Origin of the sequence: Celeribacter neptunius (genome assembly GCF_900113955.1) — a bacterium.
Classification (GTDB): Bacteria; Pseudomonadota; Alphaproteobacteria; order Rhodobacterales; family Rhodobacteraceae; genus Celeribacter; species Celeribacter neptunius.
Map to the genome: position 1 here is coordinate 240,089 of NZ_FORH01000006.1, position 25,937 is coordinate 266,025.

Sequence of the window (25,937 nt, forward strand, 5' to 3'; positions counted from 1 at the left end):
TGCGCAGTCTCGCCGGGCCAGGGGTGGATTACAGCATGTTCACGCAAATTCGACCGCATGTTGCTTGCATGTGCGGCCCCGCTCCCATTACCGTCTGAACAGTGGCGGCCCCCGCCCATTGCCAACAATCCGAGAGGTCGCCGATGATCCCACGCTCCATTGCCCGCGTTTTCGTCCCCGTTCTGGCTATCGCTTCGCTGACGAGCGCCGTGGCTCTGGCCCAGGACAGCGCCGAGGATCCGGAGATCATCACCCGGAGCTGGTATTCCGAATGGGACGAGGCGAAATATGCCGAGCCTTTCGAACATCTCGATTACGTCAATCCGAATGCGCCAAAGGGCGGCGATGTCACCATCGGCATGGTCGGAACATTCGACAGCATGAATCCGTTCTCGACCCTTTCGGGGACGCCGGCGGCGCTGTCCTCGTCGATGTATGAACGGTTGATGTCCGGCACGGCGGACGAATTCAAATCGGCGCTCTATTGCGTGCTCTGCGAGACCATCGAATATCCGAAATCGAAGGACTGGGTGATCTTCCACCTGCGCCACGACGTGACCTTTTCCGATGGTGCGCCGATGACGGCGGAGGATGTGGCCTTTACCCATAACAAGATGATTGCAGAAGCCACGCCGTCCTGGCGTTCGGGCGTCTCCGCGATGATCAAGGAGGTCGAGGCGCTCGATCCCTATACGGTGAAATTCACCTTTCAACCGGATATTCCGCGCAACGGTCTGATCGATCAGGCGGGCGCGACACCGGTGATGCAGAAGGCCTGGTTCGAAAAGACCGGGGCCAAGCTCGATGAGAAACGCTACGAGACCTCGCCGGGCACGGGCGCCTATATGCTGTCGAATTACGATCCCGGCCAATGGGTCGAATACAAGCGCAACCCGGACTACTGGGGCGCGGCTCACCCGATGAATGTCGGGCGCAACAATCTCGACACCATCCGGGTCGTGTATTTCGGCGACACGGTGGCGGCGTTCGAGGCCTTCAAGGCCGGCGATATCACTTTCCGGCAGGAGAACTCCTCGCTGCAATGGGCGACAGGGTACGATTTCCCGGCGCTCGACAAGGGCTGGGTCACGAAAGAGACCTTGCACAACGGCAATATCCCGCCCGCTTACGGGTTCGTCTTCAACCTGCGCCGCGAGAAGTTCCAGGACCGCAATGTCCGGCTGGCCCTGGGTCTGATGTACAATTTCACCTGGACCAATGACACCTTGCAATACGGGCTGTTTTCCCAGCGTGTCAGCATGTGGCAGTCGCCGGGGCTGATGGCCGAGGGCCTGCCCGAGGGCGCGGAGCTCGAGATCCTCAACGGGGTGAAAGACGATCTGCCCGAGGCGATCTTCACCGAAGAGGCCTTTGTGCCGCACAGCTCGGGTGAACGGTCTCTGGACCGCAAGAACATGCGCCGTGCCATCGCGCTTTTGGCCGAAGCCGGTTACGCGCCGGGCGACGACGGCATGATGCGCGATGCCGAGGGCAAAACCCTCGATGTCGAGGTGCTGCAATACAGCCCGTCCTGGGACCGGATCATGAAGCCCTATGTCGAGAACCTCGTCGCGCTGGGGGTGAATGCCAGCTACAACCGGATCGATCCGAACCAGTATCAGGCCCGGACCCAGAGCAATGATTTCGACATGATCTATGATGGTTATGCCAACGGCTTTGAAGAGGGTTCCTCCTTCACGCAGAAATACGGCTGCGCAGATAAGGAAGACGTCTTTAACCCGGCGGGCTATTGCAACCCGGCGATCGACAAGATCGGAGATGAAATCCTGAAGGTGAAGACCTATGACGAGATGTCCGCCATGGTGCGCGCCGCCGACCGGATCATGCGCTATGACTATTTTATCGTACCGGCGCATATGAACGACAGCTATTGGGTGGCCTATTACGACATGTACGAGCATCCCGAAGCGGATAAGATGCCGCCGCTGGCTCTGGGGTACCTGGACTTCTGGTGGGTGAACCAGGAGCGCGAGGCAGAGTTGCGCGCCGCCGGCGCCCTGAAATAAGCCTGAAATAACACGGGCGCGAATGCGACCGATGAGAGCAGACATAACAATCCGATAAGGACGGCCCATGGGAGCCTATATTCTACGGCGCTTACTCCTGATCATTCCGACGCTGGTCGGGATCATGGTGGTGAATTTCGCGCTGACGCAATTTGTGCCCGGCGGGCCGGTCGAACAGGTGCTCGCCAACCTGCAGGGCGAGGGCGATGTGTTCGAGTCGATCACCGGCGGGCAAGGCGACGTCAATGTCTCGCTCGAGGATAAGAACGCCTCCTCCTCGGGCAATACGTATGAAAGCGACTACGCCGGCGCCCGGGGGCTTCCGCCCGAATTCATCGCTGATCTTGAACGGCAGTTCGGCCTCGACAAGCCGCCTTTGGAACGTTTCCTCGGCATGATGTGGAATTACATGCGGTTCGATTTCGGCGAGAGCTATTTCAAATCCGAACGTGTGCTCGATCTGGTGTGGGACAAGCTGCCGGTGTCGATCTCTCTGGGGCTTTGGGCGACGTTGATCTCCTATATGGTGTCGATCCCGCTGGGCATTCGCAAAGCGGTGCAGGACGGATCGCGCTTTGACACCTGGACCTCGGGGGTGATCATCGCCGCCTATGCGATCCCGAGCTTTCTGTTTGCGATCATGCTCCTGGTGCTGTTCGCCGGCGGGTCGTACTGGCAGATCTTCCCGCTCCGCGGCCTGACCTCGCCGGATTGGGATCAGATGTCCTGGCTCGGCAAGATCGGCGATTATTTCTGGCATATCGCCCTGCCGGTTCTGGCCTCGGTGATCTCATCCTTTGCCACGCTGACGCTTTTGACCAAGAACTCCTTTCTGGACGAGATCCGCAAACAATATGTGGTCACCGCCAAGGCCAAGGGGCTTTCGCAGTCCCGCGTGCTCTACGGCCATGTGTTTCGCAATGCGATGATGATCGTCATCGCCGGGTTCCCGGGGCTTTTCCTCGGCGTCTTCTTCGGTGGCTCGGTGATCATCGAAACGCTGTTCTCGCTCGATGGGCTCGGGCGCATGGGCTATGAGGCCGCGCTGGCCCGTGATTACCCGGTGATCTTCGGCACGCTGTTCTTCTTTGGGCTCATCGGCCTCGTCATCGGTATCCTGTCGGATCTGATGTATGTCTTCGTCGATCCGCGTATCGATTTCGAGCGGAGGGACACATGAAACTGTCCGAACTCAATCGCCGGCGCTGGCGCAATTTCCGCGCCAATCGTCGCGCCTACTGGTCGCTGATCCTGTTCTCGATCCTGTTCGGCCTGTCGCTCTTTGCCGAGTTTCTCGCCAATGACAAACCGATCCTGGTGCAATACCGGGGCGGTTATTACATGCCGATCTTCAAATTCTACCCGGAGACCGAATTCGGCGGCGATTTCCGCACCGAAGCCGTCTATCGCTACCCGGAGGTGCAATGCCTGATCGAGACCGGCGGTCTGGTCGATTGTTTCGACGATCCCGAGGCCTATATCGAAGACGCGCAAGACGGCGAGATCAACGGCGAGAAGATCGAGAAAGGCTGGATGATCTGGCCGCCCATTCGTTACTCGTTCAACACCCAAGTCGAGGGGCCGGGGGCCGCGCCCTCGCCGCCCACGTCGCAGAACTGGCTCGGCACCGATGACACCAAACGCGACGTGGTCGCCCGCGTGATCTACGGTTTCCGTCTCTCGGTGTTCTTCACCCTGATCGTCTCGGTCGCCTCCTCGCTCGTCGGCATCATCGCCGGCGCGATCCAAGGTTATTTCGGTGGCCGCACCGACCTGATTTTTCAGCGCATCCTCGAGATCTGGGGCGCCATGCCCTCGCTCTATGTGATCATCATTCTTTTTGCCATTCTCGGGCGAAGTTTCTGGCTCCTGGTCTTTGTCACCATCCTGTTCGGCTGGACGGCGCTCGTGGGCGTGGTGCGGGCGGAGTTCCTCAGGGCGCGGAATTTCGAATATATCCGGGCCGCCCGGGCGCTGGGTGTGTCGAACCGCACCATCATGTTCCGCCATATGCTGCCCAACGCCATGGTGGCGACGCTGACCATGCTGCCTTTCATCGTCACCGGCAATATCGGCACGCTGGCCTCATTGGATTTTCTCGGTTTTGGCTTGCCAAGCTCCTACCCGTCGTTGGGGGAGCTGACGCTGCAGGCGAAACAGAACCTTCAGGCGCCGTGGCTCGGCTTCACCGCCTTTTTCACCTATGCCATCATGCTCTCGCTTCTGGTCTTCATTTTCGAAGGCGTGCGCGACGCGTTTGACCCAAGGAAGACCTTCAGATGAGCCTTTTGGAGTACAAAGACCTGCGGATCGGTTTCCGGCAGGACGGTGGTGTGGTCGAGGCGGTCAAGGGCGTGTCCTTTTCGATGGAAAAGGGCGAGGTGGTGGCACTTGTAGGCGAATCCGGCTCCGGCAAGTCGGTGACGGCGCTCTCTTCGGTGAACCTGCTGCCCGACACGGCGAAGATCTCCGGCTCGATCACCTATGAGGGGCAGGAACTTGTTGGTGCGCCGGAAAAGCTGTTGCGACGCTTGCGTGGCAATGACATCAGCTTCATCTTTCAGGAGCCGATGACCTCTTTGAACCCGTTGCACACGCTGGAAAAACAGCTCTCCGAAGTGATGTTGATCCACCAGGGGCTGACCGGCGAGGCGGCGCGCGAGCGCATCCTGCATCTTCTGGACCGGGTGGGGATCTACCAGCCGGAGGAGCGCCTGGGCTCCTATCCGCATCAGCTTTCGGGCGGCCAGCGTCAGCGGGTGATGATCGCCATGGCATTGGCCAATGCGCCGAAACTGCTGATCGCCGACGAGCCGACCACCGCGCTCGACGTGACGATTCAGGCGCAGATCCTCGATCTGCTGGCCGACATCAAGCGCAATGAAGGCATGTCCATGCTCTTCATCACCCATGATCTGAACATCGTGCGGCGTTTCGCCGACCGGGTCTGTGTGATGAAAGACGGTGCGATCGTGGAGGCCGGCAAAACCACCGAGATTTTCGACAATCCGCAACATGCCTATACCCAGATGCTTCTGGCCGCCGAGGCCACGGGGCGCCCCGAACCGGTGCCGGAAGGCGCCGAGGTGGTGGCCGAGACCAGGGACCTGCGGATCTGGTTCCCGATTCAACGGGGATTGCTGCGCAAGACCGTCGGCTATGTGAAAGCGGTGAATGCTGCGACATTCACCGTGCGCGAGGGCGAGACCGTCGGCATCGTCGGCGAGAGCGGCTCCGGCAAGACCACGCTGGCGCTCGCCATGATGCGGCTGATTTCTTCGAAAGGCCCGGTCGTGGTGCTCGGAAAGGATATCCAGGGCTGGTCGAACAAGGCGCTGCGACCGCTGCGCGCCGATATGCAGATCGTGTTTCAGGACCCTTATGGCTCGCTCTCGCCGCGGATGACGGTGGAACAGATCATTGCCGAGGGTCTGGGCGTGCATGAGATCGAAGGCTATGCCTCAACCGAGCAGGCGGTGATCGACATCATGCGCGAGGTCGGGCTCGATCCCGAGACCCGCCATCGTTACCCGCATGAATTCTCCGGCGGTCAGCGCCAGCGTATCGCCATCGCCCGCGCCATGATCCTGCGACCGCGCCTTGTGGTGCTGGACGAGCCGACCTCGGCCCTGGACATGACGGTGCAGGTACAGATCGTCGAGCTGTTGCGCAAACTGCAGGTGAGCCACAAGCTTGCCTATCTGTTCATCTCGCACGACCTGCGCGTGGTGCGGGCATTGTCACACAAGGTGCTGGTGATGAAACGCGGCGATGTGGTGGAAATGGGCACCGCCGAAGAGATCTTCGAAACCCCGAAAGAGGCCTATACCAAGGCGCTGATCAGTGCTGCGCTCGATCTCAAGGTTGAGGCGGGCGCGGGCGTTTAGCGCTCAACCCCATAAGACGCCGGGCAAAAGAAAAGCGCGGGATCTCTCCCGCGCTTTTGTCATTCCACCGCTGGCCTTTGGCTCAGGACGGGCCGACAGTGGCACATTCTGTGCCTCGCGCTTCCAGTCGACGGCAGGTCATCGAGGCCATCTCTTCGGTCATGCCGAGGAAGTTCGCGTCAAATCCACGTTTGGTCTTCACCACTTTACGCAATGCGCCATCGAGCATTTCCACCTCGGTCAGCGCGGTTTTCAACAGCTCTTTGCGGGCGGCATATTCGCTGTTGTAAGTGCCGATGTTGATCCCCCAATAGCGGCTGCCCGAGGTTGAGATGCGGGTGACCACTTCGGGTGCGCTGGGCAGCGGCGAGGCGGCCATCGCGGAGGTCGGCTCGACCGAGGCGAGCTGCAATGTTTCAGGCCGCGGCACCGGCGCGATCATCGGCAGGCTCGGCTGTTTCGCCCGCGCGGTTTCGGCGAGAATCGTATTGGCTTCGGTCGTGGCGGCGCTGGCGGCGGCCAGAAGGGCCTTTTCCTGTTCGGCCTCTTGTTGTGCCTGCGCCAAAGCGTCCATGACATCGTCGGAGGCGGCCATCAGCAGTTCCTCGGTCTCCGGGGCGAGCGCCTGCACCGGTCGGGGCAGGGGGCGCTGGCTCGAGGTCATCTTGATATTCACGCGAATGATCTTGGAGGCCACGTCGGGCATGTCTGCGCCCGCGACCATGACCGTCCCGCCGGCCCCTTTGCCGAGATAGGCGGGGCGTTTGGGTTTGACCACGGCGACATTGCGCGGGGCGCGTTTGAAACCGAGATCCATCAGTTCGGTCACCTTGGCGTTGCGCGACACGGTGGATTTGCCGCCGAACACGGTGACGATGATCCGCTCGCTGCCATGCCGGGCCGAGGCCGTCAGGTTGAAGCCCGCCGCCGAGGTGTAACCGGTCTTGATCCCATCTGCGCCGGGGTAGGAGTTGAGGAACCGCGTGTTGGTATGGCTCACCGTGCGCACCCCGGCATCCGCGGTCTTGCGCGAGAACAGGTTGTAATAGTCCGGGAAGTCGTAAAACAGATGCCGCCCCAGAACCGACATGTCCCGGGCGGTCGACAGGTGACCGCTCTCGGTCAGGCCATTGGCATTCTTGAACGTCGTGCGCGACATGCCCAAAGCCTTTGCCGTGCGGTTCATCCGGCGGGCAAAGGCGGCTTCCGAGCCTTCGATCGCCTCGCCGATGGCGGTGGCCGCGTCATTGGCGGATTTTACCGCGGCGGCACGGATGAGATAGCGCAGCTTGATCTGCTGACCGGTGCGCAGCCCGAGTTTCGATGGCGGTTCCGAAGCGGCGTTGCGCGATACGGTGACCAGATCGTCGAGGCCGATCTCGCCGTGCTCGATTGCCTCAAAGGCGATGTAGAGGGTCATCATCTTGGTCAGCGAGGCCGGGTGCAATCGGGTGTCGGCATTGGTGGCATGCAACACCTTGCCATTGCGGGCATCCATCACCAGCGCGGCATATTCCGCCGCAACGGCGCGACTGGACACCGCGATCAGCATCGCGAATGCGACCAGAAAGAGAGGGAAAATACGTCCTGAAACGGCACACGGGATCGCCCGCGCTCGCACGTTGCTCTTCATGATAAATCTGCCTCGTCATGCCGGATCATTGCGCCCGACTTATAAAGGAAACGGTAACACAGGCTGGAGGCGGAGAAAACTCCCAATTTTCAAGGCGTTTCAGAGCGTGCATTGATGCAACGCCAGATTTTGTATGCGCGTGGATGTCCGCCACCACATGCGCACTTTGTTAATCCTTTGGTAACGTGAGGCGGCGCGCCGCTGCCTGAAATTCAGGCAAGGCCAGTCAGGATCAAACGTCAGGCCGAGTCTCAGACAAAGACAGAGGCGATCAGCGCGGGCAAATCGCGCAGGCTCGAGAGCTGGCGATAGCGCGGATGTGCGTCGGGCGCTTTGGCCTGTTCGATCTCCCAGGTGAAATTATGCGGGATATACACGCCCCAGGCACCGGCCGCGATTGGCGGCAACACGTCGGACTTCATCGAATTGCCGACCATCATGGCGCGGTCCGGCGTGACATTGTGGCGCTCGAAAATCGAGCTATAGACCGTTGCGGTCTTGTCGGAGACCACCTCGACCCCATCGAACAGTTCGCCCAGGCCGGATTGCGCCAGCTTGCGTTCCTGATCCAGAAGGTCGCCTTTGGTCACCAGCAGGATCTCGAACTCTTCGGCGAGGGCGGGGATCGTTTCCTCGACGCCGTCGAGCAGATGGATCGGGTGACGCAGCATCTCTTGACCGGCGGCGATCAGCTCGCCGATGACGGCGGCGGGCACGCGTTCCTCGGTGACTTCGATGGCGGTCTCGATCATCGACAGGACGAATCCTTTGATGCCGAAGCCGTAATGGCCGAGGTTGCGCCGCTCGGCCGCCAGGAGCCGTTCGGCCAGATGATCCGGATCGGTAAAGTCGGCCAGCAGCTCGCCGAATCGCGCCTGAGTCATGCGGAAAAACTGCTCATTTTCCCAAAGCGTGTCATCCGCATCGAAGGCGATGGTTGCGCATTTTTCGGCCATATTTCCAGCTCTCCTTTACCGGTTTTGGCATAACCCTCTTTATTGATATGAAAAAGGGGCTATATATCGGCCAATGATCCCGACGTGTGCAGATGAAGATACCGGAGACGACAGAGTGATCCTCTCGGCTCAGATGAGACCTCAGATGATGGCCAATGATGACGACCGTTCGGATGAGGACGGCGATGTCGGTCTTGCGCTCAAGACCCGGCCGAAAACCAAGCGTCCGCCGCTCTACAAGGTCATGCTTCTGAATGACGATTACACGCCGATGGAATTCGTCGTTCTGGTGCTCGAACGATTCTTTGGCATTGGCCATGGTCAGGCGACCGAGATCATGCTGACCGTGCATAAAAAGGGCCTCGCCGTGGTCGGAGTCTTTGCTTTTGAGATCGCCGAGACCAAGGTGCAGCAGGTCATGGATTTCTCCCGCCGGCATCAGCATCCGCTGCAATGCACGATGGAAAAGGAATAAGCGGTCCGCCGCTTCGCCATGCTGTCTGCGCGTCTTCCCCTCCTGCTCGACGGGCCGCTCTCGGATCTGTCTCCGGACGCCCGTGTGGTGATCTATCGCCCGCGCGCCGGCGAGGATCTCACGCGTTTCGGCACGAATAATCTGCAGATCGTGCAGGGGTTCAAACCCGATTTCGATGCGTTCAAGGCTGAGGGCTTTGATGTGCGCACCGAGGCCGAAGGTGATTTCGATCTTGCCATCGTGGCGGTGCCTCGGTCCAAGGCTCAGGCCCGCGCGTTGATTGCCGATGCCGCGTCGCGTGCCGCGCGGGTGCTCGTCGACGGCCAGAAGACCGACGGCATCGACTCGCTGCTCAAGGACATTCGCAGAGGTGCCGGTGCGGCACAGGTGATCTCCAAGGCGCATGGCAAATCCGTGCTATTTTCTGGCGGGGATTTCTCCGACTGGGCCGATCCCGGCGCGCTGCAGTTGATCGATGGGTTCACCACCCGGCTGGGCGTGTTTTCCTATGACCGGATCGACAAGGGCTCCGAGGCTCTGGCCGCCGCACTTCCCGACAGGCTCCCCGCCAAAATCGCCGATCTCGGTGCCGGCTGGGGCTATCTTTCCCGTGCGATCCTCTCTCGCGACGGGGTGCAGGAACTGCATGTGGTCGAGGCGGAAGCCGCGGCGCTTGCCTCGGCCCGGGACAATCTCACCGATCCGCGCGTCACGTTCCACTGGGAAGACGCCACGCGTTTCACCCCGCCCGGCAAGCTCGACGCGGTGATCATGAATCCGCCGTTTCACACCAGCCGCGCCGCCGATCCGGCGCTGGGTCAGGCCTTTATCGAGGCGGCGGCCGGGATGCTCGGCCCGCAGGGTCAGCTCTGGCTGGTGGCCAACCGGCAATTGCCCTATGAGGCGACCCTTGCCGCCTGTTTCGGCAGCCACGCCGAGATTGGCACCACCCAGGGGTTCAAATTGCTTCACGCCGCGAAACCCCTTCGCAGGGCGCGGGCGAGCGTCTAAACTGTGCCCCGGCAGGCAAGCCGGGCAGAAAGAGGGAGTTCCCCCGAGATGAGCTTTTCCATAGCAGGCAAGACCGCGATTGTGACCGGCGCGGCCAATGGTGTCGGTCTGGCGATCTCCCGGCATTTCGCGGAACAGGGCGCCAATGTCATGTGTGCCGATATCGATGAGGCCAGCCTGGTCGCCCAATATGGCGAGGCGGCCGAGGCCGAGGAGGCCAAGATCGCCTATTTCGCCGGCGACCTGCGGCAGAAACTGACCATCGCCAACCTGCTCTCGGCCACCATCGACGCCTTTGACGGGGTGGATATTCTGGTCAATGCCTCGCGGCAGGTGTTGATGAGCGATCCGCTCAAACCGCGCGAAGACAATGTCGCGCAGCTTTTGGATCAGAACCTGATGACCTCGCTGAGGCTGACCCAGCATGTCGCCAAATGGATGATCAAACAGTCGGAGAAATCCGAAAGCGATGAGGGCGTCGTCGGTTCGATCGTCAATCTGTCGTCGATTGCCGCGCGACGCTGTCAGCCCGATCTGCTGGCCTTTTCGATCTCATCGGCGGCGGTCGATCAGATGACCCGGGCGATGGCGGTGGCTCTGGCGCCGAACCGCATCCGCGTCAATGCCGTGGCCTTCGGTTCGGTGATGAGTGCCAGCCTCAAGGATATGCTGGCCGAAAACCCAGATTATCGTGAGGAAATCACCGCAAAGACCCCGTTGGGCCGTGTGGCTCCGGCCACCGAGGTGGCCGAAACCGTGCAATATCTTGTCTCGGAAGGCTCCGGCTTCATGACCGGACAGATCCTGACCGTGGATGGCGGGCGCACGCTGGTCGACCCGGTGCACGCGCCGACCCACTGATCCGGGCGCGCGCTCCTACTCGGGATACTGTTCGATACAGGCCTGGGTCGCCGCAGCCGCCGTGACCTGCAACTGGGCTTCCTTCGCCTTCAGCGCGGCGAGTTTCGCGGCTTCGGCATCGAGATCGATGGCTTTCGGCACTTTGCGGGTTTCGACGTCCGGTACGCGACAATAGATCGTCTTGCCATCGGCATCTTCGCCGCAGCGTTCGTAATCGTAATCGATATATTGCTTTTCAACCAAGGCGTAGCCGCGTGCCAGATTGCCTTCGGATTCGGCGATGAAGCTTTGCACCTGCCGCAGGTCCTTGGTGGCTCGCGAGATGCACATTTGCTGCTCGGAACAGGCCGCCAGAAGCGGGATGAGAGCGAGAGGAATATACCAGCGCATCGGAAATCTCCTTTTCCTGTAGAACGTCAGAATAGCGCGTTTCCGTCGCAGGGGAAGGGAGCTTGCCGTCGCAGGGCGGTTGCTGTTACCTCTGTTGCGCTGAGACGCGGGAAAAGGAGAGCGCCGATGACACAGGATATGCCCGATGAAAAGGCCCGCGCCAGCGCGTGGTTCCGGAGTCTTCGTGATCAGATCGTCTCGGCCTTCGAAGCGCTCGAAGACACCCAGCTGAGCGGGCCTTTCGCGACCGGACATGCCGGCCGTTTCGAGGTGACGGAGACCAAGCGCCAGTCCGAGGACGGCTCCGGCGCCGGTGGTGGTCTGATGTCGGTGATGCGCGGTGGCCGGGTGTTCGAGAAGGTCGGGGTCAATGTCTCCACCGTCTATGGCAAGCTCGGCGAGCGGGCGCAGATGGCCATGGCGGCACGCAAGGGGCTGCCCGGGATGAAGGACGATCCGCGGTTCTGGGCGGCGGGCATCTCGCTGGTGGCGCATATGCAGAACCCGCATACGCCGGCGGTGCATATGAACACGCGGATGTTCTGGACGCCGCATGGCTGGTGGTTCGGTGGCGGCTCCGATCTCAACCCCTGTATCGAATATGCCGAGGACACGGCGCAGTTCCACGCGGTTCAGAAAGAGCATTGTGACCGGCACGATCCCGAGTATTACCCGCGTTTCAAAGCCTGGGCGGATGAATATTTCTATGTGCCGCACCGGGGCCGGGCGCGCGGCGTCGGCGGGATTTTCTTCGACGACCACAACACCGGCGATTGGGAGAAAGACTTTGCCTTTACCCAAGATGTCGGGCGCGCCTTCCTGCCCGCCTTCCTTGGTGTCACGGAAAAACGCCGTGACACGCCCTGGGACGAGGCCGACAAGGATGCCCAGCTGATCCATCGCGGCCTCTATGCCGAATACAACCTCGTCTATGATCGGGGCACGAAATTCGGGCTCGAGACCGGCCATGACGCCAATGCCGTGCTGATGTCCCTGCCGCCCATGGCCAAATGGGTGTGAGGGCGCTGGCGCACTCGTCTCATCCGTCTTCGCAAACAGATCCGCCAAAACCAGCCGAGCCGAAAGCATTTTTCAGCCGATGCTTTCGGCCTTCGCTTTCACATTGCCCTGATTTTGCGCCGCCTTTGAAAATGCGGGCAAATTTCTCGGTGACATGTCCTGCGGCGGAAGATGCGCACACGCTTTCTCACGATCGGGTTCCCGACCGTTAGGTTTTGTTGATACTATTCAAATGCTTAATCTGGTTGTCCGTGGGTGTTTTGTCCCCACCTGAAACTCATCAGGCGAAAACGTCTGAGATCTGAACTTCAGAAGGACACAGGTTATGAAAACTCATACGAAACTGGTCGGTCTTGGTCTCGTCGGCATGCTGGCGCTCTCTCCCGCCTTTGCCGCTCCGGCATCAGAGAGCGCGATGGCGCCGAAGACGGATGTCTCGACGGACAGCGCGATGACACCGGTACAACGGAAATTGGCCTTTGAAACCTCGCAGAGCACGCGCGATGCACTGCAAAATGTCCATGCTGCCCGAATTGCCCTGTTCGAAGGCAATACCGACATGGCCGGGACATTGACGGCGGCAGCGGCCGATGATCTCAGCAGCGCACAGAAGACCGCGTCGGATATCGCGATCAAATCCGACAAGACGAAAGCCAAGGATGACATGTATGTGCCGTTCGAAAGCTCGGTCGGTCTGGCTGAGGGTTTCGTGCCGACGGATGCCAACAAGGATCAGATGGCCGAGGCTGGCAAGCATCTCGCCAAGGGCGATCAGCAAAAGGCGCTGGAAGTTCTCAAGCTCGCCAATGTCGATGTCGATTACATGGCCTATATGTTGCCGATCAACGGCAGCGTGAAACACGCCCAACAGGCCTCCGATCAGATCGCCAAGGGCGACTACTATCAGGCGAACATGTCCCTGAAAGCGATCGAGGATTCGATCGTTGCGGATAATTTCGACTTCAGCAATCTGCCGGCACAAGGCGGCTCGGCGGGCTGATGTGACAGCTGTGGCTCAAAAAGATGCCTGCCGCAGGAGCGTCTGCGGCAGGCATCTTTCGTTCGATGTCGCTGGGTCTGAGTAAGCTCAGGCGTTTTCCCGCAGCGTTTCGATCATCAGCGCGACATTGTCCGGATCGGCATCCGGGGTGATGCCATGGCCGAGATTGAAGATATGCGGACCTTTCGAGAAGGCCTCGCGCACATGGCGCACCTCGTCCACGAGCGCCTGACCACCGGTCACCATGTGGCTAGAGGCCAGATTGCCCTGCACGCAGCCATCGACCTGTACATGTTCGGCGCCCCATTCCGGGGTGACGGAATTGTCGAGCGCGACGCAATCGACACCGGTCTTCTTATGAAAGCCGATGTAACCCTCGCCTGCCTCGCGCGGGAAGCCGATCACCGGGATATCGCCATGGCGGCGTTTGAGTTCGCGGGTAATGAGCCGCGCCGGTTCCACCGCGTATTTCTCGAAAGCTTCGCCCTTGAGGCTGCCGGCCCAGCTGTCGAAGATCTTCACCACCTCGGCGCCGGCGCGGATCTGCATGTCGAGATATTCGATGGTCGAGACGGTCAGGAGATCGATGATCTGCTCAAAGAGCGCATTGTCGCCCTCGCGCAGCGCATGCGCCGGGCCCTGATCCGGGGTGCCGCGCCCAGCGATCATATAGGTCGCTACGGTCCAGGGCGCGCCGGCAAAGCCGATCAGCGTGGTCTCTTTCGGCAGCTCGCCAGAGAGGATCTTCACCGTCTCATAGATCGGCGCGAGCTTGTCATGGATGTCATCCTTGCCCTTGAGCTTGGCGAAATCCGCCTGTTCGGTGATGGTCGAGAGCCGCGGTCCCTCGCCGGTTTCGAACCAGAGATCGGCGCCAAGTGCTTGCGGCAACAAAAGAATATCAGCGAACAGGATCGCCGCATCGAAACCGAAGCGCCGGATCGGCTGCAAGGTCACCTCGGCGGCGAGATCGGAATTGTAGCAGAGCGACAGGAAATCGCCCGCTTCGGCGCGGGTGGCGCGATATTCCGGCAGGTAGCGCCCGGCCTGCCGCATCATCCAGATCGGCGGAACCTTTTGCACCTCGCCTTTCAGTGCTTTCAGGATCGTCTTCTCGGTCATCTGCGGCCTCTCCCATCTTCCTGTCGCGAATTTACGTCCCGCACTGGTCCCTGTCCCGCGCGGTTTTGTCAAGCATGCAAGGCGTTTTCCCCGCTTGTCAGGCTGATCCGCCGCAGGTATGGCTTGACCATGACTTTGACGCTTCCGACCCCCGCTCACCCGCTGAAAATCGGCACCCGTGGCTCGCCTCTTGCTCTGGCGCAGGCCTATGAGACGCGCAGCCTGTTGATGGCGGCGTTCGACCTGCCGGAAGAGGCGTTCGAGGTGGTGACCGTCTCGACCCGGGGCGACCGGGTTCAGGACCGCGCCCTGCGTGAGCTGGGCGGCAAGGGCCTGTTTTCCAAGGAAATCGAGGATCGGCTGCTGTCCGGCGAGGTTGATATCGCCGTGCATTCGACCAAGGACATGTCGGTGGAACAGCCCGAGGGGCTGGTGCTTGATACGTTTTTGGAGCGTGAAAACCCGTTCGACGCCTTCATCACGCTCGATGGCAAGCCGCTCTCGGAATTGCCGCAGGGCGCCGTGGTCGGCTCGTCTTCGCTGCGGCGCAAGGCGCAGCTGTTGAACAAACGTCCCGACCTGAGCGTCGTGGAATTCCGCGGCTCGGTGCAAACGCGACTGAAAAAGCTCGAAGACGGTGTGGCCGAGGCGACGTTCCTCGCCATGGCGGGCCTCAACCGTCTTGGCTACGACGATGTGCCGCGCCAGGCGGTGACGCCGGAGGAAATGCTGCCGGCGGTGGCGCAAGGTGCGATCTCGATCGAGCGCCGCGCGGGCGACAAAGACATCGCCGAGATGCTCGCCGCGCTGCATCACGCGCCGACCGGTCAGGCCATGGCCTGCGAACGGGCATTCTTGGCCAAGCTCGACGGCTCGTGCCAGACCCCGATTGCCGGGCTTGCGCAGATCGAGGGCGGCACATTGCGGCTCAGAGGCGAGATCCTGCGCACGGATGGCTCCGAGAGCCTGACGGACGACATGACCGGTGCCGTCGAGGATGGGGCCGCGATGGGCGTCGAAATGGCGGTCAAACTGCTGGAACGCGCCGGCGCCGGGTTCTTCGACTGGACTTGAACGCTTAGAGCCCTGAGGGGACGTTGGTCTACTTGGCGCGGAACAAGGCCGTAGGCCGCCGCGCCTGCGCCTGCCCGTCCCGGCGGGCTGGCGCACCCTGGTCGCGTAATGACCTCATAAATAAGAAGTATTCTTCAACATAAAGCGCATCGCTCAATCGTTTGGGCGCCATCCCACGGGCAGGCTTGTCACGGCTCAGCGCCTGGACCGCGACCGGCAACTCCGTCCCGCAAAGCCGTCTCTCGCGATTGAGGTCTAAGGCAGCGTCTTCCCCGGATTGAGAATCCTCTTCGGGTCAAACGCCGCTTTCACGCCGCGCATCATAGTCAGCGCCACCTCATCCTTGCGCCGCCGCATCGAGGGCAATTTCGAGAGCCCGATGCCATGTTCGGCGGAAAAGCTTCCGCGCATCTCCTCGACGATATCCTCCACCGCCTGCATCAGCGGATCGCAGAGCGCCTCGGTCGATGGATAGATCGTGTAATGCACATTGCCGTCGCCGAGATGGCTGACCACGCAGGTGCCAAAGCCGGGATCGAGCGGGCGGAGTTTTGCTTCGGCCCGGGCGAGAAATGCTTCGACCTGATCGATCGGCAGGCAGAGATCGTTGATCACGATGGGTTTGGTGGCGACCGAGATCTCGGCGGCGGCCTCGCGGATCTGCCACATCAGCGCGCGTTGCGCCTCGCTCTGGGCCAGGGCGGCGTCGAGCACCAGACCCTCTTCGAACAATTCGCCCAGCGTTTCCTCGAGATGGCTCACCAGCGGCACTTGCCCGCTCTCATCCGCGGCGCAATCGCGCGGCACGGTCGAGGCGACTTCGAGAAAAATCGTGTGATCCTGATCATGCCCCAGGGGCGGGATCAGATCGGAACGGAACTGTTTCAGCCGCGCCATGTAATCGCGTGGCATATATTCAAAGGCTTCGACCATGCCGCCGGTGCGGGTCTGCAGCGCGTTCAACAGCCTCAGCGCCCCCGAGAGCCCCGGCACGGTGACCATGGCGGTGGCATAGGCCGAGGGGGTCGGCACAAGTTTCAACACGGCCGCGGTGATCACCCCCAGCGTGCCCTCGGAGCCGATTATCAGATCGCGCAGGTCATAGCCCGAGTTGTCCTTGTGCAGCTCGCTCATCAGATCGAGCACGCGCCCGTCGGCCAGCACCACTTCGAGACCCAGACAGAGATCGCGGGTATTGCCATAGCGCAACACGTTCGAACCGCCGGCATTGGTCGCCAGCGTGCCGCCGATCCGGGCGGAGCCCTTGGCCCCGAAGGTCATCGGGTAGGAGAGATCATGTTGCGCGGCGGCCTCATGCAGGTCTTGCAGGATCACCCCGGCCTCGACGATGGCGATGCGGGCATCGGGGCGGATTTCACGAATGGTGTTCATCCGCTCCAGCGACAGGATGACGAGCCCTTCGGCCGCCGTTGCCCCGGTGAGCCCTGTGTTGCCGCCCATCGGCACCACGGCCGTGCCCGTCTCGCTGCAGAGCGCGAGAATGGCGGAGACCTCGCCAGTCGTGCCGGGGCGGAGCACCGCCAGAGGCGCGGTCTGATATTTTCCGACCCAATCGCGACCATAGGGCAGGGCGTCAGCCCCGGTCAGAACATGCGGCGTGATCTCTTTCAGGCGGGCGATGAGGGTCATTGGGGTCTCCACTTGCTGCGACGGGTGTCCGGCAAAATGCCGGGAATGGCAAGAGGCGCATGACAAACCCGCCTCGGCGGCATGCCGGGCGGGTTTGTCTGTTCTTGTCGTGTTGCAGGTCACACGGCGGAGGAGTGCTTCGCCTGTGTCATGTCATAAGCGTCGAAATGCCGGGCGATCATCCGGGTCAGCGGGCGCGCCTCTTCGCGGATCACGATACGCTCATCGGAAATATCGAGCATGTCGGGGAAGGCCTCCGCCACGCTTTGCGCGAAATGATCGAAGCCCTCCTGGCTCAGCGCGAATGTCTCGGCGAGTTCCGCCGCCTCGACCCGGAAATCGCACATCAGCGCCTCGATGATCCGGCCACGCAGATGATCTTCCTCGGTGAACCTGTGGCCCTTGGCGATCGGCAGGTTTCCGGCCCGCACCTCGGCCTGGTATTTCGAGGTCGCAGGCTGGTTCTGGGCATAGCCCTGCGGGAATTTCGCGATCGAGGAGGCGCCGACCCCGACCATGGTCGGGCATTTGTCATCGGTATAGCCCTGAAAATTGCGGCGCAGCTTGCCGGTGCGCAGCGCCACTTCCAGACCGTCACCCTTTTTCGCAAAGTGATCGATGCCGATCTCGGCATAATCGTCCCAGACGAAGAGATCGCGAGCGATGTTGAACAGGCTGAGCCGCTCCTCAGGCGTCGGCAGGGCATCTGTCGGGATCATCGACTGACGCCGTGCCATCCAGGGCACATGGGCGTAGCCAAAGAGCGCGACCCGATCCGGCGAGAGCGACAACAGTTTTTGAACGCTCTCGGAGATTTTTTCCGGTGTCTGACCGGGCAGGCCGTAGAGAATATCGGCGTTGAGGGAGCGGATGCCGCGCGCCCTGAGCCCGTCGACGGCGTCTTTCGTCGTCTCATAGGACTGGATGCGACCGATGGTTTCCTGAATCTGCGGATCGAAATCCTGCACCCCGATCGAGGCGCGGTTCATCCCGGCTGCGGCGAGCGCATCGAGCCGGGCATCGTCGATCTCATTGGGATCGACCTCGACCGAGAACTCATACTCGTCGGAAAACGGAGCGACATCGCGAATCGCGCCGGAAAGATCGGCGATCATATCGGCTTCCAGCAGCGTCGGCGTGCCGCCGCCCCAATGCAGATGGCCGATGGTGATGCCTTCGGGCAGTTGCGCTTTCAGAAGTTCCAGCTCCGCCTTGAGTGTTTCCACATAGGCGGCGACGGGACCCGCCGTGGTTGTGCCCTGGGTCCGGCAGGCGCAGAACCAGCACAGCCGACGGCAAAAGGGCACATGCACATAAAGCGAGATCGGGTTTTCCGGCGGCAGGGTCTTGAGCCAACCGCTGACATCCTCTGCCGTGACATCGGTGGAGAAATGCGGTGCGGTCGGATAGCTCGTGTACCGGGGGACACGGGCGTCAAAAAGGCCGAGCTTGCGGAGTTGCGTATGTTTGTTCATAGGGATACGCTCTAGAGAAACAGAGATCGGGTGCATTGACCCAGATCAAGAATCGCGAGCGCACAGATGAGTGACGTTATATTTGACCATAAAGAATGCGGCTCCTGCCCGATCCGTCATCGTGCGGTCTGTGCCCGCTGCGAAACCGACGAGCTCGAAGAACTGGACGCGATCAAATACTATCGCTCCTATGAGGCTGGTCAGCCGATCGTCTGGTCTGGCGACCGGATGGATTTCGTCGCCTCCGTTGTGACCGGCGTTGCTTCGCTGAGCCAGGCGATGGAAGACGGCCGCACTCAGATGGTCGGGCTGTTGCTGCCCTCCGATTTCCTCGGCCGTCCGGGGCGCGATGTCGCCCCTTACGATGTGATCGCCGTGTCGAATCTCACGCTCTGCTGTTTCCGGCGCAAGCCGTTTGAACAGATGATGATCCGCACGCCCCATATCGGCCAGCGGCTTCTGGAGATGACGCTCGACGAGCTGGACGCGGCGCGTGAATGGATGCTGATTCTCGGTCGCAAGACGGCGCGGGAGAAAATCGCCTCGCTGATGGCGATCCTGGCCCGGCGCGAAGCCTCGCTCGGGCTCGGCTCGACGGAGAATGGCATGAGTTTCGAACTGCCGCTGACGCGCGAGGCGATGGCCGATTATCTTGGCCTGACGCTCGAGACCGTGTCGCGACAGATCTCGGCGCTCAAGCGCGACGGGGTGATCACGCTCGAGGGCAAGCGCAAGGTTCTGATCCCGGATTTCGACCGCTTGCAGATCGAGACCGGCGACGACACCGATGGCGGGTTGATGGTCTGAACCGGGCGCGGAAGGCCCGGCCTTCGACGTTTTCAGCCCTGTCACGAAATGAAAAGCGCGCCCTGAGGCGCGCTTTTGTTTTTGAGGATTGCGGCGGATGTCAGTGCGACATCAGCACCGGAATCTCTGCAAGTTCAAGCATATGCCGGGTTGCCCCGCCAAGGATGGACTCGCGGAAACGGGAGTGGCCATAGGCCCCCATCACCAGCATATCGGCATCCTTGTCGCGCAGTTGGCGCACGAGAACATCGGAAATGCGCGGCATGGTTTTCGCCAGGACCGAGACCTCGGCGCGGACGCCGTGGCGCACCAGCATCTGACACAGCGAGCCACCCGGGTCGGAGCGGTCGGGGCCGTGCTGCGGCGGGTCGACGATGGTGATATCCACCAAGTCGGCCTTTTGCAGGATCGGCAGCGACGAGCGCACCGCGCCAAGCGCTTCGGCGCTTTCGTTCCAGGCAACGACGACACGCTCAATCTCAGCGGGAACATCGGTGCCATCGGGCACGACGAGCACCGGAACATGGCCGGAGAACAGCGCGGCTTCCAGAATCTCTTCATGTTCGTGACCGCGGCCTGGCCCGTAGGGGCGTGGCAACACCACGACATCGGAGAAGCGCAGGAAATGCGCAAGCTGCGGGGTCAGGCCGGCCATCTGGGCTGTCACCGGATTGGTGAACCAGGAGATCTCTTCGGCCTTGAGATATTCATTGACCTCTTCTTCGATCTTGCGGCTGTCCGCCTGGGCCTGTTGCAGGTTGTCCTGCAGCGCCATGGCGTTGGTGCCGGCGTAATAGAACCCGGGCTGGGTCCGGTCGAGGCCGAGGCAGATCACGTCAAGATGCCCTTCTTCGCGCCGGGCAAGGGCAACGGCGGCATCAAGGGCGTGGCGATCGGCCTCCATGTTGCACATGATGGTCGTGATAGTTTTGAAGGGCATGTCCGCCTCCATCCGAGGTTGTTTGACTTTCAGCTAAACCATGCGCCTTCGCGGCAAAAACGGCTTTGATGGAGATCAACAAATTTCGACACTGTTCGCGGATTCTTAGGGGGCTTTGCAATTACAAGTTGAAAAGAGCCCGGCTGGCCTCATACTCGGCCTTGCGAACTGGGATGCGACCGATCATCGCGGACCTGCGGAAGCTGGCTGGGAATGTGGCGCGGAAATTTCGTAAATGATAGTGTTTTGACTCAGATCAATGCTGTTCACACAGATGTGAGACAAACCGCAAGCTGTCGGTACCCGTGGGTCGAACGCGGGACGACTATGCCCTGAAGACAGGGGCGAATGAACGAAGGGACGCAACATGTGGAACTACATCAAGCTGGCAGTGCTGGGGATCGCCGTGGTCCTCTTTGGCCTTGCCGCCAACTATGGGCGCGATTTTGGCTATCAAGTGCACGCGCTGATTTTCATGGCCGCCGCGGCCATCACTTTCATCTACACCCTGCGGACGACCGGGGATGTCAAACCGAAGCCGGAAGGCTATTTTGACGGTGTCGTGCGCTACGGGGTCATCGCAACGGCCGGTTGGGGCGTTGTGGGCTTTCTGGTTGGGACGTTTATCGCCTTCCAGCTGGCTTTCCCGCAGCTGAACTTCGAGTTCCTGCAGGGTTACGGCAACTTCGGGCGCCTGCGTCCGCTGCACACCTCTGCGGTGATTTTCGCCTTTGGCGGCAACGCGCTGATCGCGACGTCCTTCTACGTGGTGCAGCGCACCTCGGCGGCGCGTCTCTGGGGCGGCGGTCTCGGATGGTTCGTATTCTGGGGCTATAACCTGTTCATCGTGCTGGCGGCGACCGGGTACCTGATGGGGGTGACCCAATCCAAGGAATACGCCGAACCCGAGTGGTATATCGACCTGTGGCTGACCATCGTCTGGGTGGCTTACCTGATGGTGTTCATGGGCACGATCTTTACCCGCAAGGAAAAGCATATCTACGTTGCCAACTGGTTCTACCTGTCGTTCATCGTCACCATCGCGATGCTGCATATCGTGAACAACCTGGTGATCCCGATCTCCATCCTCGGCTCCCGTTCCGTGATGGTGATGTCCGGTGTTCAGGATGCCATGACCCAGTGGTGGTACGGCCACAACGCCGTGGGCTTCTTCCTCACCGCCGGCTTCCTCGGCATGATGTACTACTTCGTGCCGAAACAGGCGGAACGCCCGGTGTTCTCCTATAAACTGTCGATCATCCACTTCTGGGCGCTGATCTTCATCTACATCTGGGCCGGTCCGCACCACCTGCATTACACCGCTCTGCCGGACTGGGCCTCGACCCTCGGCATGGTGTTCTCCGTCGTGCTGTGGATGCCGTCCTGGGGTGGCATGATCAACGGTCTGATGACGCTCTCGGGCGCCTGGGACAAGCTGCGCACCGACCCGGTGATCCGGATGATGGTGATTTCCGTCGGCTTCTACGGCATGTCCACCTTCGAAGGTCCGATGATGTCGATCCGCGCCGTGAACTCGCTGTCGCACTACACGGACTGGACCATCGGTCACGTGCACTCCGGTGCTCTGGGCTGGAACGGCATGATCACCTTCGGGGCGCTCTACTATCTGGTGCCGGCGCTGTGGAACCGTCAGCGTCTCTACTCGCTCGGTCTCGTGTCCTGGCACTTCTGGCTCGCCACCATCGGCATCGTGCTCTACGCAGCCTCGATGTGGGTGACCGGTATCATGGAAGGCCTAATGTGGCGCGAAGTTGACAGCCAGGGCTTCCTCGTGAACGCCTTTGCCGACACCGTCGCCGCGAAACATCCGATGTATGTGGTCCGTGCCACGGGCGGGGTGCTCTACCTCACCGGTGCGCTCATCATGTGCTACAACCTCGTCATGACCGTGCGTCGCAGCCCCGTGAAAGCGGACGAAGCTGCTGCCGTACCGGCCGAATAAGGGAGGGTTCCGATTATGGGTCTCATTGACAAGCATAAGATCATCGAAACCAACGGAACCCTGTTGATGGTTGGCGCCCTTCTGGTCGTCACCGTCGGCGGGATCGTCGAGATCGCCCCGCTGTTCTATCTCGAAAACACCATCGAGGATGTCGAGGGCGTGCGCCCCTACTCCCCGCTGGAGCTGACGGGCCGGGAAATCTATGTGCGCGAAGGCTGTTATGTCTGCCACTCGCAGATGATCCGCCCGATGCGCGACGAGGTCGAACGTTATGGTCACTACTCGCTGGCAGCGGAATCGAAATACGATCACCCGTTCCAGTGGGGCTCAAAGCGGACGGGGCCGGACCTCGCCCGTGTGGGCGGGCGTTACTCCGACGCCTGGCATGTGGATCACCTCACCAACCCGCAGTCCGTGGTGCCGGAATCGGTCATGCCGAAATACGGCTTCCTTTCGGACCGTTACATCGAGCCCGAGTATATCGAGGACTTGATGAAGACTCATCGGATCGTCGGCGTGCCTTACACCGACGAGATGATCGAAGTTGCGAAAGAAGACTTTGCCGCACAGGCGGATCCCTGGGCCGATACCGATGGCCTGATGGAACGCTACCCGGGTGCAGTGGTGTCGAATTTCGACGGTCAGGACGGGATCACGGAGATGGATGCCATCATCGCGTATATGCAGATGCTGGGCACCCTGGTCGATTTCTCGACCTTCACTCCCGACGCGTCCCGCTAAGGAACTGAAGAGATGGATTATCACATCCTTCGCGAATTTGCCGACAGCTGGGTGTTGCTGGCCATGTTTGTGTTCTTCGCCCTTGTGGTGGTCTGGGCGTTTCGCCCGGGCTCCCGCAAGGAGCATCGGGACACGGCCGACATCATCTTCCGGCATGAAGAGAAACCCGCCGAAAAGGAGGCGAGGACATGAGCAAGAAAGAAGTGGAAACCACAGGCCACTCGTGGGACGGGATTGAAGAGTACAACAACCCGCTTCCGCGCTGGTGGCTGATCATCTGGTACATCTGCATCATCTGGGGCATCGGCTACACGATTGCCTTCCCTGCATGGCCGCTGGTCAAGGGCGCAACCGCCGGTATGCTCGGCTGGTCGACCCGTGCCCAGGTGGCCGACAAGATCGCCTCTTTCGAGGAAATGAACGCCACGGTCGAAGCCGAGCTTGCCGCTGCGGACGTGACCACGATCGAAGTCGGCTCGCCGGTGCATAACTACGCCGTCAACATGGGCGCCGCGGTGTTCCGTGCCAATTGTTCGCAATGTCACGGTTCCGGTGCTGCCGGCAACGTCGGCTATCCGAACCTGTTGGACAATGACTGGCTCTGGGGTGGCACCATCGACGAGGTTGCCTTTACCGTTCAACACGGTGTGCGCAACGAAACCGATGAGGCGCGCTATTCCGAAATGCCGCGTTTCGGCGCCGACGAGCTCCTGGAACCGGCACAGATCGATCAGGTCGTGGAATATGTCCTGCAGATCTCCGGTCAGGATCATGATGCGGCCATGGCCACCGAAGGGGCCGTGGTCTTTGAAGAGAACTGCGTCGCCTGTCACGCCGAGGACGGCACGGGGGACATCTACCAAGGGGCTCCGAACCTGACCGATGCCATCTGGCTGTATGGCGGCGATCGCGCCACCCTCAAGGAAACCGTCACCAACGCCCGCTTCGGCGTGATGCCGGCCTGGGGGCAGCGTCTGTCGCAGGCGGAAGTCAATGCCGCGGCCCTCTACGTCCACCAGCTGGGCGGCGGTCAATAACACCAGAATCCGGGCGGCAACGCCCGGGTTGCGGCACCGGCCCTTGATCCTGTTCGCGCGTTTCTTCGGGGCCGGTGCCTATATGTCTTGAGAACACCGTTCCCGGATCGGGGGCGGTGTTTTCGTATCCACAAAAAGGGGAAGGCGCGCGTGGTGTTTCGCGCTGCGCGAGCAATGGGGACGCGGCGCATGGAATCACGTTGCCCGTTGGGAAAACAGCCGCCCCGCGTCAATCCGTCAGCCTCACAAAGCGCCAAAAATCTTGTTTTTTCGGCGCCAGCGGGCAGGATGTCCGAAAGATAAGGCATTTTCTTGATGCATCTTTGAGCGGGATGCGAATCCCTTGATCCACATCAAGGCTCTGGTAACCGCTCCCGCCCAATAAGGGACAAACGCGAAACGTGCGAAAAGGCAATGCTCCATGAGCTCTACCGATACCCCCCCCGAACAGAAACTCTATGCCTCCCGCGAGCCGGTTTTTCCGCGCCGTGTGAAAGGCAAGTTCCGGTCGCTGAAATGGATCATCATGGCGGTGACACTGGGCATCTATTACCTGTCGCCCTGGATTCGCTGGGACCGGGGGCCGGAGCTGCCCGATCAGGCCATCCTGATCGATCTCGCCAACCGCCGTTTCTTTTTCTTCTTCATCGAGATCTGGCCGCATGAGTTCTATTTCATCGCGGGTCTGTTGATCATGGCCGGTCTCGGCCTGTTCCTGTTCACCTCGGCCGCCGGCCGTGTCTGGTGCGGCTATGCCTGTCCGCAGACCGTCTGGACCGATCTCTTCATCCTCGTGGAGCGCTGGATCGAAGGCGACCGCAACGCCCGCCTGCGCCTCTACCGGCAAAAGAAATGGGACGCGCGGAAAATTCGCCTGCGCCTGACCAAACTGGTTGCCTGGGTGCTGATCGGCCTGGCCACCGGTGGCGCCTGGGTGTTCTATTTCACCGATGCGCCGACACTGGCCATCGATCTGCTGACCGGCCATGCCCATCCGATTGCCTATATGACCATGGCCGTGCTGACCGCGACCACCGTGTTCTTCGGCGCAATCGCCCGCGAACAGATCTGTATCTACGCCTGCCCCTGGCCGCGGATTCAGGCCGCGATGATGGATGAGGATACTCTCGTGGTCGGCTATCGCCATTGGCGTGGCGAGCCGCGCGGCAAACATCGTAAGGGCGCCGGCGCCGAGACCCTCGGCGATTGCATCGATTGCATGGCCTGCGTCAACGTCTGCCCGATGGGGATCGATATCCGCGACGGTCAACAGCTCGAGTGCATCACCTGTGCGCTCTGCATCGACGCCTGTGACGAGATGATGGACAAGATCGGCAAGCCGCGGGGGCTGATCGACTACATGGCTCTGACCGACGAGCCGCGCGAGATCTCCGGCCAGCCGCCGAAACCGGTGTGGAAGCACATCTTCCGCCCGCGCACCATTCTCTACACGGTGCTCTGGTCCGGCGTCGGTTTCGCGCTTCTCTACGCGCTCTTCGTGCGCGCCGATATCGACATGACCGTGGCCCCGGTGCGCAACCCGACCTACGTGATGCAATCCGATGGCGCGATCCGCAATATCTACGACCTGCGTCTGCGCAACAAACATGGCGAGACCCGCGAATTCAAGGTCAGCGTGACCGGCGATGACAGCCTGCTCGTGACGCTGCAAGGCGCCGACAGCGACGCGGGCAACACGATCGCGGTGAATGCCGATGAAATGCGCATCGTCCGGGCCTATGTCGAAGCGCCAGCGGGCTCCAAAGCCGCCACGTCCGACCGCACGGAATTCACCTTCTGGGTCGAGGATGGGGTTGCCAACGAGCGCGTCTCCGTTGAATCTGTCTTCAACGGAAAAGGACAGTAAC

At 61.1% G+C, this 25,937-nt stretch carries 23 protein-coding genes; 16 read left to right on the forward strand and 7 right to left on the reverse strand.

The window, feature by feature from the left end:
- The first annotated feature begins 143 nt into the window (after positions 1-143).
- The 4 genes from BM151_RS15630 to BM151_RS15645 all read left to right on the forward strand — a co-directional run bounded on the left by BM151_RS15630 (position 144) and on the right by BM151_RS15645 (position 5,914).
- Positions 144-2,027, forward strand: coding sequence for an extracellular solute-binding protein (locus tag BM151_RS15630; RefSeq protein WP_090061675.1), 1,884 nt, complete (start codon positions 144-146; stop codon positions 2,025-2,027).
- Between the two features lie 67 nt (positions 2,028-2,094).
- Complete coding sequence (locus BM151_RS15635) at positions 2,095-3,207, forward strand: microcin C ABC transporter permease YejB (protein ID WP_090061676.1); 1,113 nt, start codon at positions 2,095-2,097, stop codon at positions 3,205-3,207.
- Entirely contained in the window at positions 3,204-4,310 is a 1,107-nt protein-coding gene (locus BM151_RS15640) for an ABC transporter permease (protein ID WP_090061677.1), read from the forward strand. The genes BM151_RS15635 and BM151_RS15640 overlap by 4 nt, the downstream gene beginning before the upstream one ends.
- On the forward strand, positions 4,307-5,914 hold the full coding sequence (locus tag BM151_RS15645; RefSeq protein ID WP_090061678.1) for an ABC transporter ATP-binding protein: 1,608 nt from the start codon (positions 4,307-4,309) through the stop codon (positions 5,912-5,914). Before BM151_RS15640 ends, BM151_RS15645 begins: the two co-directional genes overlap by 4 nt.
- Positions 5,915-5,996: 82 nt before the next feature.
- Here the strand turns inward: BM151_RS15645 and BM151_RS15650 are convergent, their stop codons facing one another.
- Both BM151_RS15650 and BM151_RS15655 read right to left on the reverse strand, forming a co-directional pair.
- Complete coding sequence (locus tag BM151_RS15650) at positions 5,997-7,547, reverse strand: D-alanyl-D-alanine carboxypeptidase family protein (RefSeq protein ID WP_090061679.1); 1,551 nt, start codon at positions 7,545-7,547, stop codon at positions 5,997-5,999.
- Positions 7,548-7,798: 251 nt separating this feature from the next.
- A complete protein-coding gene (locus tag BM151_RS15655) occupies positions 7,799-8,503 on the reverse strand; it encodes an HAD family hydrolase (protein WP_090061680.1) in 705 nt (234 codons plus the stop codon).
- 148 nt (positions 8,504-8,651) lie between these two features.
- On the opposite strand from BM151_RS15655, the gene clpS reads away from it, so the two are divergent.
- Genes clpS through BM151_RS15670 form a run of 3 tightly spaced genes read left to right on the forward strand, consistent with a single transcriptional unit; the run spans position 8,652 to position 10,850 of the window.
- A complete protein-coding gene (gene clpS / locus BM151_RS15660) occupies positions 8,652-8,978 on the forward strand; it encodes an ATP-dependent Clp protease adapter ClpS (protein WP_090061732.1) in 327 nt (108 codons plus the stop codon).
- Positions 8,979-8,996: 18 nt separating this feature from the next.
- Positions 8,997-9,989, forward strand: coding sequence for a class I SAM-dependent methyltransferase (locus BM151_RS15665; protein ID WP_090061681.1), 993 nt, complete (start codon positions 8,997-8,999; stop codon positions 9,987-9,989).
- Positions 9,990-10,037: 48 nt separating this feature from the next.
- The gene (locus BM151_RS15670; protein WP_090061682.1) at positions 10,038-10,850 is read left to right on the forward strand and encodes an SDR family NAD(P)-dependent oxidoreductase; all 813 of its coding nucleotides are present in this window, start codon (positions 10,038-10,040) and stop codon (positions 10,848-10,850) included.
- 15 nt (positions 10,851-10,865) lie between these two features.
- Here BM151_RS15670 and BM151_RS15675 read toward each other — a convergent pair whose 3' ends face one another.
- Complete coding sequence (locus tag BM151_RS15675) at positions 10,866-11,240, reverse strand: hypothetical protein (RefSeq protein WP_090061683.1); 375 nt, start codon at positions 11,238-11,240, stop codon at positions 10,866-10,868.
- A 126-nt stretch (positions 11,241-11,366) separates the two neighbouring features.
- Between BM151_RS15675 and hemF the strand changes: the two genes are divergently transcribed.
- Positions 11,367-12,260, forward strand: a complete 894-nt coding sequence (gene hemF, locus BM151_RS15680) for an oxygen-dependent coproporphyrinogen oxidase (RefSeq protein ID WP_090061684.1) — start codon at positions 11,367-11,369, stop codon at positions 12,258-12,260.
- Positions 12,261-12,585: 325 nt separating this feature from the next.
- Positions 12,586-13,260, forward strand: a complete 675-nt coding sequence (locus tag BM151_RS15685; protein ID WP_090061685.1) for a YfdX family protein — start codon at positions 12,586-12,588, stop codon at positions 13,258-13,260.
- 87 nt (positions 13,261-13,347) lie between these two features.
- Here the strand turns inward: BM151_RS15685 and hemE are convergent, their stop codons facing one another.
- Positions 13,348-14,382 carry a uroporphyrinogen decarboxylase gene (gene hemE, locus BM151_RS15690; RefSeq protein WP_090061686.1) on the reverse strand — a complete coding sequence of 345 codons (1,035 nt, stop codon included), beginning with the start codon at positions 14,380-14,382 and terminating at the stop codon, positions 13,348-13,350.
- A gap of 129 nt (positions 14,383-14,511) precedes the next feature.
- On the opposite strand from hemE, the gene hemC reads away from it, so the two are divergent.
- Entirely contained in the window at positions 14,512-15,456 is a 945-nt protein-coding gene (hemC, locus tag BM151_RS15695) for a hydroxymethylbilane synthase (protein ID WP_090061733.1), read from the forward strand.
- 255 nt (positions 15,457-15,711) lie between these two features.
- On the opposite strand, the gene BM151_RS15700 is transcribed toward hemC, so the two are convergent.
- Together BM151_RS15700 and hemN are read right to left on the reverse strand one after the other, a co-directional pair.
- Complete coding sequence (locus tag BM151_RS15700; protein WP_090061687.1) at positions 15,712-17,106, reverse strand: FAD-binding oxidoreductase; 1,395 nt, start codon at positions 17,104-17,106, stop codon at positions 15,712-15,714.
- Between the two features lie 119 nt (positions 17,107-17,225).
- Positions 17,226-18,581, reverse strand: coding sequence for an oxygen-independent coproporphyrinogen III oxidase (gene hemN, locus BM151_RS15705; RefSeq protein ID WP_090061688.1), 1,356 nt, complete (start codon positions 18,579-18,581; stop codon positions 17,226-17,228).
- Between the two features lie 66 nt (positions 18,582-18,647).
- Here hemN and fnrL point away from each other — a divergent pair, with 66 nt between their 5' ends.
- On the forward strand, positions 18,648-19,388 hold the full coding sequence (gene fnrL / locus BM151_RS15710; protein WP_090061689.1) for a transcriptional regulator FnrL: 741 nt from the start codon (positions 18,648-18,650) through the stop codon (positions 19,386-19,388).
- A 100-nt stretch (positions 19,389-19,488) separates the two neighbouring features.
- On the opposite strand, the gene BM151_RS15715 is transcribed toward fnrL, so the two are convergent.
- Positions 19,489-20,328, reverse strand: a complete 840-nt coding sequence (locus tag BM151_RS15715; protein WP_090061734.1) for a universal stress protein — start codon at positions 20,326-20,328, stop codon at positions 19,489-19,491.
- Between the two features lie 367 nt (positions 20,329-20,695).
- Between BM151_RS15715 and ccoN the strand changes: the two genes are divergently transcribed.
- The 5 genes from ccoN to ccoG all read left to right on the forward strand — a co-directional run bounded on the left by ccoN (position 20,696) and on the right by ccoG (position 25,936).
- Positions 20,696-22,291: a cytochrome-c oxidase, cbb3-type subunit I gene (gene ccoN / locus BM151_RS15720; RefSeq protein ID WP_090061690.1), complete on the forward strand. Its 1,596-nt coding sequence runs from the start codon at positions 20,696-20,698 to the stop codon at positions 22,289-22,291.
- A 15-nt stretch (positions 22,292-22,306) separates the two neighbouring features.
- On the forward strand, positions 22,307-23,032 hold the full coding sequence (gene ccoO, locus BM151_RS15725) for a cytochrome-c oxidase, cbb3-type subunit II (RefSeq protein WP_090061691.1): 726 nt from the start codon (positions 22,307-22,309) through the stop codon (positions 23,030-23,032).
- Between the two features lie 12 nt (positions 23,033-23,044).
- Positions 23,045-23,224, forward strand: coding sequence for a cbb3-type cytochrome oxidase subunit 3 (locus tag BM151_RS15730; RefSeq protein ID WP_090061692.1), 180 nt, complete (start codon positions 23,045-23,047; stop codon positions 23,222-23,224).
- Positions 23,221-24,069, forward strand: coding sequence for a cytochrome-c oxidase, cbb3-type subunit III (gene ccoP / locus BM151_RS15735; protein WP_090061693.1), 849 nt, complete (start codon positions 23,221-23,223; stop codon positions 24,067-24,069). The genes BM151_RS15730 and ccoP overlap by 4 nt, the downstream gene beginning before the upstream one ends.
- A 421-nt stretch (positions 24,070-24,490) precedes the next feature.
- On the forward strand, positions 24,491-25,936 hold the full coding sequence (gene ccoG / locus BM151_RS15740) for a cytochrome c oxidase accessory protein CcoG (RefSeq protein ID WP_090061694.1): 1,446 nt from the start codon (positions 24,491-24,493) through the stop codon (positions 25,934-25,936).
- Position 25,937 lies beyond the last annotated feature (1 nt).

Bases quoted from the DNA above. Each gene is read 5' to 3' on its own strand.
- BM151_RS15630 (WP_090061675.1), top strand. From the start codon at position 144: ATGATCCCACGCTCCATTGCCCGCGTTTTCGTCCCCGTTCTGGCTATC.
- BM151_RS15635 (WP_090061676.1), top strand. From the start codon at position 2,095: ATGGGAGCCTATATTCTACGGCGCTTACTCCTGATCATTCCGACGCTG.
- BM151_RS15640 (WP_090061677.1), top strand. From the start codon at position 3,204: ATGAAACTGTCCGAACTCAATCGCCGGCGCTGGCGCAATTTCCGCGCC.
- BM151_RS15645 (WP_090061678.1), top strand. From the start codon at position 4,307: ATGAGCCTTTTGGAGTACAAAGACCTGCGGATCGGTTTCCGGCAGGAC.
- BM151_RS15650 (WP_090061679.1), bottom strand. From the start codon at position 7,547: ATGAAGAGCAACGTGCGAGCGCGGGCGATCCCGTGTGCCGTTTCAGGA.
- BM151_RS15655 (WP_090061680.1), bottom strand. From the start codon at position 8,503: ATGGCCGAAAAATGCGCAACCATCGCCTTCGATGCGGATGACACGCTT.
- clpS (WP_090061732.1), top strand. From the start codon at position 8,652: ATGGCCAATGATGACGACCGTTCGGATGAGGACGGCGATGTCGGTCTT.
- BM151_RS15665 (WP_090061681.1), top strand. From the start codon at position 8,997: ATGCTGTCTGCGCGTCTTCCCCTCCTGCTCGACGGGCCGCTCTCGGAT.
- BM151_RS15670 (WP_090061682.1), top strand. From the start codon at position 10,038: ATGAGCTTTTCCATAGCAGGCAAGACCGCGATTGTGACCGGCGCGGCC.
- BM151_RS15675 (WP_090061683.1), bottom strand. From the start codon at position 11,240: ATGCGCTGGTATATTCCTCTCGCTCTCATCCCGCTTCTGGCGGCCTGT.
- hemF (WP_090061684.1), top strand. From the start codon at position 11,367: ATGACACAGGATATGCCCGATGAAAAGGCCCGCGCCAGCGCGTGGTTC.
- BM151_RS15685 (WP_090061685.1), top strand. From the start codon at position 12,586: ATGAAAACTCATACGAAACTGGTCGGTCTTGGTCTCGTCGGCATGCTG.
- hemE (WP_090061686.1), bottom strand. From the start codon at position 14,382: ATGACCGAGAAGACGATCCTGAAAGCACTGAAAGGCGAGGTGCAAAAG.
- hemC (WP_090061733.1), top strand. From the start codon at position 14,512: ATGACTTTGACGCTTCCGACCCCCGCTCACCCGCTGAAAATCGGCACC.
- BM151_RS15700 (WP_090061687.1), bottom strand. From the start codon at position 17,106: ATGACCCTCATCGCCCGCCTGAAAGAGATCACGCCGCATGTTCTGACC.
- hemN (WP_090061688.1), bottom strand. From the start codon at position 18,581: ATGAACAAACATACGCAACTCCGCAAGCTCGGCCTTTTTGACGCCCGT.
- fnrL (WP_090061689.1), top strand. From the start codon at position 18,648: ATGAGTGACGTTATATTTGACCATAAAGAATGCGGCTCCTGCCCGATC.
- BM151_RS15715 (WP_090061734.1), bottom strand. From the start codon at position 20,328: ATGCCCTTCAAAACTATCACGACCATCATGTGCAACATGGAGGCCGAT.
- ccoN (WP_090061690.1), top strand. From the start codon at position 20,696: ATGTGGAACTACATCAAGCTGGCAGTGCTGGGGATCGCCGTGGTCCTC.
- ccoO (WP_090061691.1), top strand. From the start codon at position 22,307: ATGGGTCTCATTGACAAGCATAAGATCATCGAAACCAACGGAACCCTG.
- BM151_RS15730 (WP_090061692.1), top strand. From the start codon at position 23,045: ATGGATTATCACATCCTTCGCGAATTTGCCGACAGCTGGGTGTTGCTG.
- ccoP (WP_090061693.1), top strand. From the start codon at position 23,221: ATGAGCAAGAAAGAAGTGGAAACCACAGGCCACTCGTGGGACGGGATT.
- ccoG (WP_090061694.1), top strand. From the start codon at position 24,491: ATGAGCTCTACCGATACCCCCCCCGAACAGAAACTCTATGCCTCCCGC.